Annotated in this window: 9 protein-coding genes; 5 read left to right on the plus strand and 4 right to left on the minus strand. The window is 37.7% G+C overall.

From position 1 onward, the window contains the following. Window positions 1-115: 115 nt before the first annotated feature. Window positions 116-2,284 carry a S46 family peptidase gene (locus EV201_RS12770; protein ID WP_242610489.1) on the plus strand — a complete coding sequence of 723 codons (2,169 nt, stop codon included), beginning with the start codon at window positions 116-118 and terminating at the stop codon, window positions 2,282-2,284. 162 nt (window positions 2,285-2,446) lie between these two features. Here the strand turns inward: EV201_RS12770 and EV201_RS12775 are convergent, their stop codons facing one another. Then, entirely contained in the window at window positions 2,447-4,723 is a 2,277-nt protein-coding gene (locus EV201_RS12775; protein ID WP_130308030.1) for a T9SS type B sorting domain-containing protein, read from the minus strand. Between the two features lie 274 nt (window positions 4,724-4,997). On the opposite strand from EV201_RS12775, the gene EV201_RS12780 reads away from it, so the two are divergent. The 4 genes from EV201_RS12780 (at window position 4,998) to EV201_RS12795 (ending at window position 8,466) form a co-directional block, all read left to right on the plus strand. Further along, entirely contained in the window at window positions 4,998-6,284 is a 1,287-nt protein-coding gene (locus EV201_RS12780) for an ABC transporter substrate-binding protein (RefSeq protein WP_130308031.1), read from the plus strand. Between the two features lie 69 nt (window positions 6,285-6,353). Continuing rightward, window positions 6,354-7,058, plus strand: a complete 705-nt coding sequence (locus EV201_RS12785; protein ID WP_130308032.1) for a GTP-binding protein — start codon at window positions 6,354-6,356, stop codon at window positions 7,056-7,058. Between the two features lie 82 nt (window positions 7,059-7,140). Beyond that, a complete protein-coding gene (locus tag EV201_RS12790; RefSeq protein ID WP_130308033.1) occupies window positions 7,141-8,169 on the plus strand; it encodes an ATP-binding cassette domain-containing protein in 1,029 nt (342 codons plus the stop codon). Window positions 8,170-8,223: 54 nt separating this feature from the next. Beyond that, entirely contained in the window at window positions 8,224-8,466 is a 243-nt protein-coding gene (locus EV201_RS12795; RefSeq protein ID WP_130308034.1) for a hypothetical protein, read from the plus strand. An 81-nt stretch (window positions 8,467-8,547) separates the two neighbouring features. Here EV201_RS12795 and EV201_RS12800 read toward each other — a convergent pair whose 3' ends face one another. From EV201_RS12800 to purL, 3 genes are all read right to left on the minus strand, one after another. After that, window positions 8,548-11,421, minus strand: coding sequence for a T9SS type A sorting domain-containing protein (locus EV201_RS12800; protein WP_130308035.1), 2,874 nt, complete (start codon window positions 11,419-11,421; stop codon window positions 8,548-8,550). Between the two features lie 105 nt (window positions 11,422-11,526). Further along, window positions 11,527-11,925, minus strand: a complete 399-nt coding sequence (locus EV201_RS12805; protein ID WP_130308036.1) for a hypothetical protein — start codon at window positions 11,923-11,925, stop codon at window positions 11,527-11,529. Window positions 11,926-12,054: 129 nt separating this feature from the next. Then, window positions 12,055-15,744, minus strand: a complete 3,690-nt coding sequence (gene purL / locus EV201_RS12810; RefSeq protein ID WP_130308037.1) for a phosphoribosylformylglycinamidine synthase — start codon at window positions 15,742-15,744, stop codon at window positions 12,055-12,057. Window positions 15,745-16,273: the final 529 nt, after the last annotated feature.

Raw genomic sequence — 16,273 nt, forward strand, 5'->3', positions numbered from 1 at the left:
TGTGATTAACGAAAAATTAGAGGCTTAAAGGTTAAGTTAATTCATAACTAATAATTAATATAAAAATCAACCAACTAAATAACAACCAAGTAAACAACAAACCATGTTAAGAAAAATGACATTTTTACTGATTGCTGTACTATTATTAGTCGGGAATCAGGTTAAAGCAGATGAGGGAATGTGGATTCCTATGCTTCTGAAAAAGTACAATATTGAAGACATGCAGAAAGCCGGATTTAAGCTGACTGCTGAAGACATTTACGACATCAACCAAGCTTGCTTGAAGGATGCAGTAATTGGATTAGGACGAGAAGGAAGACCCTTTCACCACTTTTGTACAGGGGAACTGATCTCTGATCAAGGTCTTGTGGTAACCAATCACCACTGTGGATACGGAGCTATTCAAGCTCACTCAACGCTTGAACACGACTATTTGAAAGATGGTTTCTGGGCGATGAGTAAGGATGAGGAGTTGGTAAATGAAGGCATTACAGCTTCATTCCTTATCCGAATGGCAGATGTTACTGCTGAAGTTTTAAAGGGCGTAACTGACGATACCAAGGAGACCGATCGTATCAAGATTATTAAAGACAATATCAAGAAAATTGAAGCCGATACAGAGAAAGATTCAAAGTATCGCGCTAGTGTGAAAGCTTATTTTGCTGGAAACCAATATTTCCTTTCAGTTTACGAGATATATAAGGATGTTCGATTGGTTGGTGCACCTCCATCAGCTATTGGTAAATTTGGTGGCGATACAGATAACTGGATGTGGCCTCGTCATACAGGTGATTTCTCGATGTTCAGAATTTATGCCAACAAAGACAACGAGCCAGCTTCTTTCTCAAAAGATAATGTACCATTGAAGCCTAAGACCTCTTTTAAAATCTCATTAAAAGGTGTGAATGAAGGCGATTTTACAATGGTATTCGGTTACCCGGGAACAACAACTGAGTATCTGACTTCTTATGCTTTAGAGATGATGACACAAGTTGATAATCCTCATAAAATTAAGTTGAGAACCAAGAAACTTGACCTGATGCGTGCCGATATGGATGCATCGCCTATGGTGAGAATTCAGTATTCTGCTAAATATGCGGGTGTTGCTAACTCATGGAAAAGATGGCAGGGTGAGATTAAAGGTTTGAATCGTTTGAATGCAATTGCGAAGAAAAAGGATCTTGAGAGTAAATTTGAAATCTGGGCTAATTCTGATGAGAAGCTTAAGGCAAAATATGCGGGTATTCTTACTCAAATGAAAGGTCTTTACGCCGAGTTGACACCATATAGCCTGGCTCGTGATTATGCGATTGAAGCTGGAATGTCAGGTGCTGAATTGGTTGACTTTGCAATGGATTTTAAGAAATTGGTTTCTCTTGACAAAAAAGATACTGAAGCAATTGCAAAAGAAGTTGAAGGTTTGAAAAAGAAAGCTGCTGCTTTTTATAAGAACTACAATTTGGATACAGACAAGAAGTTATTGGCTGCTATGATGAGCATGTATCATGAGAATGTGGAAGCTAAATTCTTGCCGGAAGAATTGAAGGTGATTGCAAAAAAATACAAGGGTGATTTTAAGGCCTATGCCGAAAAGGCAATGGCTAAATCGGTATTGGCTAAACAAACTCAACTTGAGAAAATGTTGACTAATTATAAACCTTCAATGGCTAAGAAAATTGCTAAAGATCCTGTTTATAAAATGGCAATGAGTATTCTTAATCGGTATAAAGTTACGATTAGCCCTAAGTACTATGAATTGTCGGATAAGGTAAACAAATTGCAACGTACTTATATGGCAGGTTTGATGGCTATGCAGCCTGAAAAAGTATTTTATGCGGATGCCAATTCTACTTTCCGTGTACACTTTGGTAAGGTTGCGGGTTACAAGGCTCGAAATGCTGTAAACTACGACTATTACACCACTCTTGAAGGTATAATTGAAAAGGATAACCCAAACATTTTTGATTACGATGTACCTCAAAAGTTGAGAGATCTGTATGCAACCAAAGATTACGGACGTTACGGACAAAATGGACAAATGAATGTTTGTTTTGCTGCAACCAATCATACAACTGGTGGTAATTCCGGAAGTCCGGTGTTAAATGCCAATGGTGAGCTTATCGGATTGAATTTCGACCGTGCCTGGGAAGGTGTGATGTCTGATTTGATGTACGATGCAACTATTTGTCGAAATGTATCATTGGATATTCGTTACGTGCTGTTTATCGTTGATAAATTTGCGGGTGCAGGATATTTAATTGACGAAATGAATATTGTGGAGTAATTCCATATTGAATTGATAGGAAAGGCTGTTGGAGAAATCTAACAGCCTTTTTTTTGTTTATAGAGTAGTTATTTATATCACCGTAAGAATGCCTCTATGTTCGTAATGGCCGAAGTCTTGAAAGTTACAGTATAAACCATGTAAAGGTTTAGTTCATTAGGTTTATCGAAGCAGGGTAAATTTCCCTGATTTACTTATACTAACACCATTGGTGTAAGTGATGTCTAAACTGTAATAGTAGCTATCCATGGCTTGTAGTTGACCATCATAAGTCCCATCCCATCCCTGATTGACATCACTTGTTTCAAACATCTTTTTACCCGTTCGGTTGTATATTAAGAGCTTGATTTTATCAATATCAATACCACGTACATAAAGGATGTCGTTGTGACTGTCTCCATTGGGCGAAAATGCTTTGGGTAAGCCAACAAATGGATAATCGTTTAGAAATTTGATATAAATGCTATCCCGGGCAGAACACTGAGATTCATTGATTACTTCGACCCAATAAGTACCCGTTTTTTCAATGGTAATCGATTTGCTGATTTCACTTGTCGACCAGTTATAACTTACTTTGTCTACGTCTGCCACCAATTCATATTGAATATTGGGATAATCAATAATATCCTCACCCAAATCGACTACTGGTAAGGGGCGAGTTGTGATGTGAATTTGAGCACTCTCTTTATTTCCAATATTATCTGTGACTTCCAGGGTGTAGTCCCCTTCTTCTTTCAAGTAAATCTCAGCCTCAGAATGTGTTTGGTTAATCCAATTATAGGTGAGCGGGTAAACAGGGTGTCCGATTATCTGAGGAACGATTAAAACGGAATCGCCCTGACAAATACTTTTGTCATCGCCCAGTTCAATTTGAAACTTATGACCATCTTTATAATCTACAAAAATGGTGTCAGCATTGGCACATCCGTATTCATCTATTACATTTACCCAGAAATCACCACCCGTATTAACTGTGATAATTTGGCTTGTTTCGAGGGTGTTCCACAAGTAACTTGCTCCCGTATTTTGTGCATCGAGTTGTTTCGATTCGCCATCCCAAAGAATGAAATCTTCACCCAAATTAACAATAGGTTTGGAGTGATAGAATATTTGAGAGCTAGCCGTTTGTGAGTAGCCATTGGGATCGGTGGCGGTGAGGGTGTAAATACCTTCGGAATCGACTTCTATTTCTCTTTCAGTTGATCCTGTACTCCATATATAAGTGTATTCTTGTTCGATATCCATATAGGGGCTCAGAGTTACAATTTCCTGAGCACACATATGCACTATATTGGGCAAGTTTAAAGTGAAAAATGCTGATTGGTCCTTAACTGTAAACGATTTTGAATTCGTGCAGCCATATTCCGAAGTAATCATGACTGAATAATCTCCTGGGGTTGTTATTTCTATTTCAGGAGTTGTCTCTCCTGTTGACCACAGATAAGTACAACCTTCTTTCTGAGCACTTACATTGATTGGGTTACCATCCATTAGAACGACGTCGGAAATATCGATACTTGGGGCATCGTGAACGGTCACCTGTACCTGATCGGTTACTTGTTGATTATCTCTAAGATCGGTAACTGTTAGTGTGTATAGCCCTGATTTTGTAACCTCTATGGATTGGGTGGATTCACCTGTACTCCACGAGTATGCATATTCTGATTTAAGGTCGATAGTTGGGGTGAGGGTAACTGTTTCTCCCGAACAAATATGTTTGTCTTCACCCAAATCCAGACTGAATTCATTTTTAAGTTCAATCGGACTATAAATGGTGTCGCTATTGCATCCAAATCCCGTCTTTTCAATAGATTTAAATGTTGTAATCCCAGCTTCAGCTTGCCATTTTATTCTGATATTGACGTATTTGTAGGCATCAATTATTTCTGTTTGGTAACTTATTTGTTCTGCACCAAGAGGAAGTTCTCCACTGTATAAGGAGTACATTCCAACGATGATTGTATAATCTCCTTCCGAACTGGTTTTGACTTTATTTTCATAAGTCTGTACATTGGGATTCATTAATGGATAGACTGTTATATCCCGGCTTCTTTCTTCCTCTGTGATAGGCAGAGGCGTACCATCTTCCAGCCAGGCTTTTTCAATTCGAACGGTGAAGGTTTTAAGCTTATTACTAACATTAGGGAAACTGATCTCAAATGTGAATATCCCTGTGCTAATTCCCAGACCTTCATTCATTGTCTCTGCTGGTCCTCCATTAATAGAATACGAGGCAAACCATATTTTATCGGCAGGGCCTGATATATCCAGAGAAGAGGTTTGTGAAGCAGTTAGGGGGCCATTATTTAGTGGGCATAACCTTTTATCAGAGTTGCTAATGAATTCAACAGTGTCACTTTGGGAGTAAACATGCGAATAGATACTGAGTAATAGTGTGATACTCAGTAGTCTAATCGCTATTTTCTCAAATGACCTCAAAAGTAGATGAATTTATTTTGATTAATGACATCTGAAAGGTGTGTATATAATTGGTTTAAAGGTACGAAAAATACGGGGTTTTATCTACGATAAAACATCGTTTATCACACTTATTTGGCTATTTGTCATTAATTTAAGTAAGGGGCAAATGATTAGAGAATAAGGCGGTGATCTATTTATCTGAAAAAAAGAGCTTAGTGTAACATTGGTTACATTTTAAAACTTAGGTGAGCCTTATTTTTGTAATAGAAAATTAAATAAAAGCTCAACTGAAATGGAGAATCAATATTTTAAAATAACCGATAGTTTACTTGATATTTGTACGCGATACCCTGAAACGATAAAAATTTTTGTTTCGAATGGATTTAAGCAGTTGGAAGATGCAAAGAAAAGAGAGGTTTTTGGTAAGTCTCTAACTTTAGAGGTGGCTTTAAAGATGAAAAAGCTCAATGTTGAGGCTTTTGTTTCATTATTGGTTGAGGGTATTGATTTGACAAGAAATCAGATTGATGCGGATCTAAATCAGAAAGAGAAAAGCACCGATGAAGACGCGATTCATGTACAGGGGTTGTTACCATGTCCTGTTCGTGTTCCTTTGGTTGAAGGGATAGATTCGTTTATTGAAACGTATAAGGAAAAGAACGACAGAGAAATTGTTTACGATCTAAAGGCGGCATCAATGGGCTTAGATTGGTTGATGAGCGATGTGATTAATGAGGATAATCCTGATAAATTAGCTGATATCTTTATTTCTGCAGGTTTCGATTTATTCTTTGACGAAAAGCTGATGGGTAAATTCAAAAAAAGAGGTGTATTTGCTGACAGCACAGGTTTTGATCGTTTGAATAAGGATTTTGATAATGAAGAAATATGCCTGAAAGATCCTGAGGGGCACTATTCGATGATTGGTGTTGTGCCAGCTGTATTTTTGGTAAACACCGCTGAGCTTGGCGATCGTGAAATTCCTCGTACCTGGGCAGACCTATTTAAGCCGGAATTCAAGAATAGTGTAAGTCTCCCCATAAGTGATTTTGATTTATTTAACTCGATGTTGCTTCACATTTATAAGGCATATGGAGAGGAAGGTGTGAAGGGACTGGGGGAATGTTTGTTGGAAAGCATGCACCCATCACAAATGGTAAAGTCGCACACAAAAAAGAAAGATCGACCAGCGATTACTATTATGCCCTATTTTTTCACCAAAATGGTGAAAGAAGGTGGAAGTATGGTCGCTGTTTGGCCTGAAGATGGTGCAATTATTAGCCCTATCTTCATGTTAACTAAAAAAGATAAACTGGATAAAACACAAGATGTAATTGATTTCTTCGCCTCCAAGGGAGTAGGTGAAATCCTTTCGCATCAGGGTTTGTTTCCAAGTATAAATCCGGAAGTTGATAACAGGCTTCCAAAGGAGAATAAATTTATGTGGTTGGGTTGGGATTATATCAATTCAAATAATATTGGGGAACTCATTGTGAAGTGTGAAGGGATTTTCAATAAAGCCATAAAAGACAATAGTTTTAGAAATATGGGACCTTTAAGTTTTTCACCTCAATCTTAAATCAGAGCTTAATTTTCAGGTGATCAAGCTTGCATTAAAACACAATTTCAACAGAAATAATCTTAAGATATGAATCTAGTTACAGTATCAGGACCTCCGTCATCAGGAAAGACAGCAGTTATTCTTAAAACCATTGACTCTGTAAAAAAGCGAGGCTTAAAAGTAGGGGTTGTCAAATTCGATTGTTTGTACACCGGTGACGATGTGTTGTACGAAAAAGCGGGAGTGAAAGTTAAAAAAGGGCTTTCAGGTTCACTTTGTCCGGATCATTATTTTGTAAGCAATATCGAAGAGGTGACACAATGGGGATTGAAAGAAGGTTTGGATCTTTTAATTACCGAGAGTGCCGGTTTGTGTAACCGATGTTCTCCATATATTAAAACGGTTACTGCCGTGTGTGTGATCGATAATTTGAGTGGCATTAATACCCCAAAGAAGATTGGTCCTATGCTTAAAACAGCAGATATTGTTATTATCACGAAGGGGGATATCGTTTCTCAAGCTGAGCGTGAAGTTTTTGCTTCACGTGTCAATACGGTTAATCCGGGTGCGACAATTATGCACGTGAATGGTTTAACAGGTCAGGGAGCATATGAATTGAGCACTTTATTGTACGATGAGAAGACTGAAGTGAAGACTCTTGTTGGAGAAAAATTGAGATTCTCAATGCCATCAGCTCTTTGTTCGTATTGTTTGGGTGAAACTCGAATTGGAGAGTCTTACCAGATGGGTAATGTACGAAAAATAGACATGAGTGATAAGAAAGAAAAATAATGAACTTGAAGTGTTTAAAGTTAAAATACAGATTCGAACAAGATAACCACTAAAGGCATTTAAAATATCAAGTATTGATAGCATGATGACAATTAACGATATACAGAGTAAAACACTTACCGATTTATTTGAAAAATACCCATTTTTGCCCGGTTTTTTCGAAGAACATACCTTAGATTTAAATGAAAGTCTTGATATTAAATTGATTGACTATTTAAATTTCTTGGATGAAGAAGAGGAGCAGGAGAACAGAGCAATGGATAAAACTCAGGTTTTGGAATCGATGTGTATTTACATTGATCAAATGCTTGAATTTTTAGGGGAAGACGAGGATGATGGCGTTCATAGTATTACTTTGCTGCCCGGAACAAATAAGTCGGGTGAGGCTGAAATGTTCGAAGAATTATCGATTAAAAAAAGCGAGATTGTTTGTATTGTCGGTCCTACAGGTTCTGGCAAAAGTCGTTTGTTGGCCGATATCGAATGGGTCGCTCAAAAAGATACGCCGACTTCTCGTTCGGTATTGATCAATGGAGAAGCAGGAGATAAGAAATGGCGATTAAATTCGGGAAATAAATTGGTTGCACAATTGTCACAAAATATGAATTTTGTGATGGATTTAACGGTTTATGAGTTTATTGAATTGCATGCACAATCTCGTTTGGTAGAAGATGTTGAACGTGTCATCAACAAAATTTTTGAACAGGCCAACGATTTGGCAGGAGAGAAGTTTGAGTTAACAACACCAATAACAAGTTTAAGCGGTGGTCAATCGAGAGCCTTGATGATTGCCGATACAGCAATCCTGAGTAAGTCGCCTATTATCCTGATTGATGAGATTGAAAATGCCGGTATTGATCGGAAGCGTGCTTTGGATCTTTTAGTCGGTGAAGAAAAGATTGTTTTGATGGCAACCCACGATCCTATTTTGGCTCTTATGGGAGACAAGCGTATTGTCATTAAGAATGGTGGAATCCATAAGGTGATTGAAACCAGTGATGAGGAACGCAAGCTTTTGGGTGATTTGGAAAGAATGGATGCCGTGGTTCAGAACATGAGAACCCGATTGCGCCAAGGCGAAATTATTCAGAAAGAAGATATTGGATTTTAGCTTGAGATACCAATTAGAATATTGAATTACGAACTAACACAAAAAATAGATATTATGCACGACGGATGCGCAGGAAGTTTCGAGAATGGTCAGCAAGTGGTTGACAAAATTAGAATGATGGGATTTGCAGAGCAATTGATGCCTATGCCATTGGATATTGAATGTCATGGATGTAAGGAAACATTTACCATGGAGGAGTTCGAAGGACATTGTCCAAAATGTGATATGGTTCATGGTGTCACCCCGTGTCATGCTTTTGATCCCAATAACATTATGGCTGCTGGTATTGGCTACTAATATTGTATTTAAAATCTAAAAGTAAAAAGACCTAAGAGCATTGAGCTTTTAGGTCTTTTCATATTTTAAGGGAGCGGATAGTTATTTCACAATAAGTTTTCCTTTGTAAATTTTTTCACCCTCAAGATTGATGATATGAATACCGGGTTTTAGTTGTTCTCGGTTAATCAATACATTATTATTGGTGATATTCTCAATAATACGAACAACACGACCTGAAGCATCAACCACAATCAGGCGATATGATTCATTATTTTCATTTGGAAATTCAACACGACTGCTATTTTCCATTGGATTAGGATAAATATTAAGTTTTGTGTTGGTTTCGACAGGATCTTCAATACCTACAAGAGGTCCTGCTGGATCTACAGTTGGTTCTCCTGGTGTAATGTTGGCATGGAAAATACCATTACCATGTGTTCCTACCACAATAAAACCATCTTTTCGGGTTTTAACCACATCGACTACAGTATTCCCAATTTTATCTGTTGATACCTGAGTCCATTTTGTGTTTGAATTAAGATCGGTTGCCATGTATAAACCAATACTTGTTCCTGCAAAATAAACTGGACCATTTTCAGCATTAAGAACATTTAGATATCTTACTGATGGGCCAATATTTTTACTGTCTTTAGTAATTTCTAGGTTTCCGGATACATCAGTCCATGTTTCGCCGGCATCTTTCGAAAAGAAAATACTTTCTACTTCATAATTCGAAAAGGTTACGTATACGTAGTTGGCATTAGCAGGATTTACTTCAATACTACTTACATAGGCGCTTTCGGGCATTGAAGGACCTGTAATTTCTGTAGTCACAGCTTGAGAGGAATGTGAATTGATTGTTTTATAAATTTTCCCTTCAGAAGTACCAAAATACAATAGATTGGCAGGAAGAATTGATGATTTAATGGCAGAAATTTGGCCTGAGACTGTTGTGCCTGTTAGTTTTTCCCAACCAATACTTGCTGCATCGTTAGAGAATTTTGGGATTTTGTAAATATCGGTATTTCTCCAAATATCGGTTCCTCCTGCATAAAACATGATGGCTTCGTTGTTATTATCAATCTCATATGGATTTATAAATAACACATCCTCAGAATTAACGCCTTCAGGGTCTACGCGAGCCCATTCCCACTCTTTATCAGTTGTGTTGTAAACATTTAAATAGATACGTCCTCTTTGAGATGAAGTAATGTAAGCATTTTTGTTATTGTGCATACTACAGTATGCCCCATCACCACTTCCAAGATGAATCCAATTTTGTTTGTGAATACCATTGTCCTCTCTATAAGTGTACCAAGTTCCATTATCTTGAAAACCAGTAAGAATTTCATAGGATTCCAAATCATTTGCGTCAATTCCAACGGTATAGGCCTGAGTTGTTAGATAACCGTTGTTTAATGATTCCCAGTCAACTGGCTTAGCAGAAGGGTGCTCAATATCATCTTCTTGACCTGAGTCTTCGGTTTGTTTGTAATTATAGGTTTTACTGATCCCTCCATCATGTCCACTTAAAAGAGTTTTGCCATCATTTAGGAAAGCTAAGGAATGTTGATCAGGATGATGATTGTCGTATTGACTCACATTGTTTTCGGTGGCGTATCCACCTATCCAATATGCTTTGGATGTGTTATTGGGATCGTCCTTGCCTGTTTTAACGGGATTAGCATTCGTTGCAAAACCATCGTCACTACGGAAAAGATTGGTTCCTCCAATGAAAACCATATTCTCGTCATCAGGAGCTACTTTTATAACCATATTATAAGAGCCTTGTGAACTGTAACCCGCGACATCGTCCTCCCCTTGTGCAGGAAGATTGAGAGAACGATCTTCCCATGAGAGCTCATTGCCATTTGTTGTTAGTTTCCAAAAACTGTGACCATTAAGACCTTTACCAGGAGTTTCCGAAAGAAAGTATAGAATGTTTTCATTACTAGGAGCATAAGCTAATACGGTACGATCATAATTTGTAGGGAAGCCCTCAGGTGTAATCTTTTCCCAGTCTCCCGCGTTTCCACTTACTGATTTATAGATGCCATTTATAGTACCTTCACTACTTAATGTTGCATATTTGATTCCTGAGGGTGTACAAATTATATCAGTTGTTCTTGCGTAGTTATCGTTTTTAGTGGGAGCTGAATTAATAACTAGATTACGAGTTTCCTCACCAAAGTTATATTTATATATACCACCATATGTTGCAACATAAAGATCCCCATTGGTTGGGTCTACCGATATGCTCCAACAAATATCAAAAAGTTCATTGAAAAATGGTGTGTCATATCTGTCTGTGTCAGCAAACTTCGTCCATGTTTTACCTCCATCAATTGATTTAAATACACCAGCACCAGAATAGAATGCGCCACTAGCCCCGGCAGAGCCGGAATATTCACCAGTTGCATAATACCAAGTATCTGTATGACCTTCTCGAGGATCTTGTGCAACCGCTGTAACAGATTGATGATCGGTTGGGCTTGTGGTTTTAGTCCAGGAAGCCCCACCATCTTCTGAGCGCCACATGCCACCAGTCACACCACCAGCTAAAATGATGTTGTCATTGGTAAGGTCAATAGCCAGTGCTCTTGTTCTACCGCCTACATTGTATGGTCCGGTTTGCTTCCAATCAATACTCTGTGATTTTGTTCTGGATATGAATTGATTCTTGTTATCAGAAAGAAATTTCAATTCTCTTTCACGAAAGTTAGTAGGAAGTTCTCCGGTCTTCGGATCTTGAGTTATTAATTTTTCAAACATTAAGCGTTCATGAGGAGCATCTTTAACACGAATGATGCCTTTACGCTTATCTGCTTTTTTAGCCATTCGCACATGGTTAACACCTGGTGCTGTAAGCTTTTTGTATGTGCTTTCATTAATAACAATATTCTTTGTTTGTGCCAAGCCACTGAGGGTTAAGGCTACAAGGAATACTGAACTCAGTAGTAAATTTTTTTTCATCCTTTTCTTGTTAGTTTGCGGTTAGTAGGTTTACTGAATTCCTATTTCAGATAGAGTTGCATTGGGGTAATTTATCGTCTGTACGTAGATTTTCAATTTGTGTATTTATTTAACTTCTTTAATTAAATTTAAAATGGTTTCATTGTTTCCCATAGATTGAGATTCTTTGAACAAAAAGCTATAGTTGGAGTTAATTTCTACCTTTGAATCACTTTCTGTCTCGAAACGGATCTCTTTGCCTTTTGAATATATGCCTATGATTCCAGCACCTGATCCTAATGTTTTATTTACAGTTGCATGGATTTCATTGTATTTATTATGATAAATAATTTTTAAGATTTTTATGTTTAAAGCTAATGTGTTTGGGGCAAAATCAGAAATGTTGATTGGAATTTCCTTAGTGACTTGAGCAGAATCGGCTATGCCGTTTTTATGTGTATTCTTTTGGTTAGCACATGAAAATGTGATAGATAGAATGGATATGAGTAGTGCGTAATGCTTCATAATATTGACGTGTTTGGTTAGATTGAAGCACAAGGTAGGAAAAAAAATGAAAAAAGATTCTTTCTATAATAAAATGGGAAAGCCCCCTTTCTGATTGGAAAGAGGGCTTCTAAATATGTGTATATCTAATTATTTATGTTTTGCAATCCAGTTTTTTGCATTGATAAAAGCTTCAATCCAAGGACTCACTTCATTCTCTAATCTGTTTTCATCATAGTATGCCCAATTCCATGGATAGGTTGCACGTTCCAAGTGTGGCATCATAGCTAAGTGACGACCATCATTTGAACAGATTGCTGCTGTTTCGAATGGAGAACCATTCGGATTGGCAGGATAATCTTTGAAACTGTATTTCATAGGAATCTGATACTTGTCTTCGCTGTATGGCAAATCGAATTTACCTTCACCGTGAGCAACCCAAATACCTAAACGGCTACCAGCAAGAGTCGAAAGCATAACGGATTCGTTAGCTTGAATATCTACGTTCACAAAGCCTGATTCAAATTTATGAGATTCGTTGTGAAGCAATTTAGGATGTTTCTCGTGTTCCGGGTAGATTAATCCCAATTCGGAGATTAATTGACATCCATTACAAACACCTAAACTTAGAGTATCTTCACGTTTGTAGAAATCTTCAAGAGCTTTTTTAGCTTTCTCGTTATATAAGAATGCTCCAGCCCATCCTTTTGCCGAACCTAAAACATCAGAGTTAGAGAAACCACCAACGAAAACGATCATGTTAACATCTGAGAAATCAGAGCGACCAGAGATTAAATCGGTCATATGAATATCCTTAACATCCATACCTGCCAGATGCATCATCCAAGCCATTTCTCTATCGCCATTTACGCCTTTTTCACGAATGATAGCTGCTTTGATTCCTGATTTAGTCTGACGTTTAGGATCAATGCCGTATTGATCTAATTTACCAGTGAAGTTCTCTGGGAATTTGTAGTTAAGACTATTCTCTTTATATGATTTAAATCGTTCTAATGCTAAATCACTACCAGACTGATTGCGATCCAACAGGTATGAAGTTTTATACCAAAGGTCACGCAATGATGCAACATCAAGCGATAAATTTTTATCAGCTTTAGTGATTGTCATCTTACCAGCTTCTGCAGGAGAACCAATTTTATGGAAAATAATGCCAGCTTCAGAAAGCACTTTACTTACGGTGTCGATATCTTCTACTTGAACAATGACACCAGGATTTTCACTGAAAAGAACTTTGATTAAGTCTGCTTCTTCAATGTCATTAAGATTGATTGATGCACCAAGCTTGTTATCGGCAAAACACATCTCTAAAAGAGCTGTAATCATACCGCCTGAAGAAATATCGTGACCAGCAAGTATTTTTCTTTCTAAGATAAGCTGCTGAAGGGTTTCAAAAGTCTTCGCGAAATACTTCGCATCGTTTACATTTGGTGTTGTTTTACCAAGTTTGTTAACGATTTGAGCAAAACTACTACCGCCCAATTGGAAATCATCTTTTGAAAAGTCGATATGTAATAGGTGAGAGTTTGCTACATTTTTCATCACGGGGCTAACCATGCGATTGATATCAATGATCTCACCAACTGTAGAAATGATAACTGTTCCCGGAGCATAAACCACATCATCCTGACCATATTTTTGAGTCATAGATAATGAGTCTTTACCAGTTGGAACGTTTAAGCCAAGTTCAATAGCAAATTCACTAATTGACTCAACAGCTTTGTAAAGACGAGCATCTTCGCCCTTGTTTTTACAAGGCCACATCCAGTTCGCTGAAAGAGAAACGCCTTTGATACCTTGTTCAATAGGAGCCCAAACTAAGTTGGTTAGTGATTCGGCGATTGAAAGGCGTGAGCCGTTTGCAGAATCAACAAGAGCAGAAACAGGAGCGTGTCCAATCGAAGTGGCAATCCCTTTTTCTCCCTGAAAGTCAAGAGCAACAGCTCCTAAGTTGTTTAAAGGTAACTGTAGAGGTCCGGCACATTGTTGCATGGCGATTTTACCCGTTACAGAACGGTCGACTTTATTGGTTAACCAATCTTTACATGCCACTGATTCCAGTTGAAGAACTTCCTCAAGGTAGTCTTCCAGCTTTTCAGCTTTGTAAGCAACTTCTTCGAAAGATTCAGCTACCGTTTCGTCAGTCATGATTGTTTTTGGTGGTTTACCAAACATTTCAGAAAGACCAAGATCGATAGGATTCTCACCCGTTTTTTTGTCTTCGAATGTGAAACGCATGTCGCCAGTAGTTTCACCAATAGTGTATATAGGAGCTCGTTCGCGATCAGCAATACGAGTTAGTAAATCAACATCATCTTTTCCGATAACCAATCCCATTCTTTCCTGAGACTCATTACCAACAATTTCTTTAGCTGAAAGAGTTGGGTCACCCACTGGAAGAGCGTTTAGATCAATTTTACCACCTGTTTCTTCTACTAATTCAGACAGACAATTTAGGTGGCCACCTGCACCGTGATCGTGGATAGAAATAATAGGGTTGTGATCAGATTCTGCCATTGCTCTAATGGCGTTACAAACTCTTTTTTGCATCTCAGGATTCGATCTCTGAACAGCATTCAATTCAATAGAGTTGTCGTATTCACCTGTAGCCACTGAAGAAACAGCACTACCACCCATTCCAATTCTGTAGTTATCACCACCCAAAAGCACAACTTTGTCACCTTTTTTTGGGACATCTTTTTGAGCTTGCTCTAATCGGCCATAGCCAACACCTCCAGCTTGCATGATCACCTTATCGTAACCGTATTTCTTGTTGTTTTCGAAATGTTCGAAAGTCAATACAGAACCACAAATTAAAGGTTGTCCAAATTTGTTTCCAAAATCGCTTGCTCCGTTAGAGGCTTTAATAAGGATCTCTTCAGGGGTTTGGTATAACCATTTACGAGGATCCGTCGCACCTTCCCATTTTCTTGATGCTTCAAGTCTGGGGTAAGCAGTCATATAAACTGCGGTTCCTGCCATTGGAAGGGAAGCTTTACCACCTGCAATACGATCTCGGATTTCTCCTCCGGTTCCAGTGGCTGCACCATTAAATGGTTCTACTGTTGTTGGGAAATTGTGAGTTTCTGCCTTTAATGAGATGACAGTATCAATATCTTTGGTATAGAAAAAATCTGCTTTATCGTGAGAGGCCGGAGCAAATTGCTCAACTCTTGGGCCTTGAAGAAATGCACAATTGTCTTTGTAAGCTGAGACAATACGATTGTGATTCTTTTTGGATGTTTCTTTAATCAATTGGAAAAGAGATGATTCTTTTTCTTCTCCATCAATAATAAAGGTACCGTTGAATATTTTGTGACGGCAGTGTTCAGAATTTACTTGTGAGAATCCAAATACTTCTGAATCGGTTAGTTTACGTTTGATCTTCTTCTCAACTCCTTCAAGATAGCTTATTTCTTCATCACTTAAAGCTAAGCCTTCTTGCTTGTTGTAGGCTCTAATATCTTCGATGTAAATAATAGGATCAGCCTGTTTCTCGATAGTGAAAATTTCCTGATCTAAATTTTCATAGAAACTTTGAAGCATAGGATCGTACTGAGGGTGTTCAGTATCAACTTGGGTGAATTCTTCGATACGAAGGATTCCACTTAATCCCATGTTTTGCGTAATTTCAACAGCATTCGTGCTCCAGGGTGTAATCATCTCTTTGCGAGGTCCTACAAATTTGCCTGTTACTTTTTCGCCAGTTAGGATTTCAGCATCGCTAAATAGCCAGGATAATTTAGCTGTGTCAATTGCATTTAATTCGAGAGAACAATGTACTCCGTAATGAACTTTACCTTTTTTAAAGAATAGTATCATCTTAAATTTTTTATAAAATTGGTTGAAAGCAGATTTCGCTGCAAATATAGTTAAAGAGTTTGATTTTGTTGGGCTGAGAATGTGGAAAATCCATGTTTTTGTGAGACTTCGTTTTAGTAAAAGATTTGGGTTCTAATTTGACGAACAACTTCCTTTTAAATGGCTTGATTCATGGGTGAAAATGAGATATGCAAGGCTTATTTGTTTTGCAGGTGTAATAAAGAGGTATTAAATTGCGTGCATGAAAACAGAGATTCGATTTGTTTTATTTTTGTTTTTCTGTTTTGGCTTCATCGAAAATGTTGAAACGAACTTCTTGTTTTAAAACAGTAAAATCTATGTTGAAAAAACTTCTTTTGAATTTCAAAAAAAGAAGGAAATCATCTTCATTTGTTTTCTAAATATCAAGATTTTTGCAAAGGTTTTCGAAAATGCTGAATTTCATGCTTGTTTGAACCCATTTTAGATAAAAGACTTATGGGTCTTAGTTGTTTTAATGATCTTGTTATCAGGCTGGAAGTAGTGTTGT

This window comes from Ancylomarina subtilis (assembly GCF_004217115.1).
Taxonomy (GTDB): domain Bacteria; phylum Bacteroidota; class Bacteroidia; order Bacteroidales; family Marinifilaceae; genus Ancylomarina; species Ancylomarina subtilis.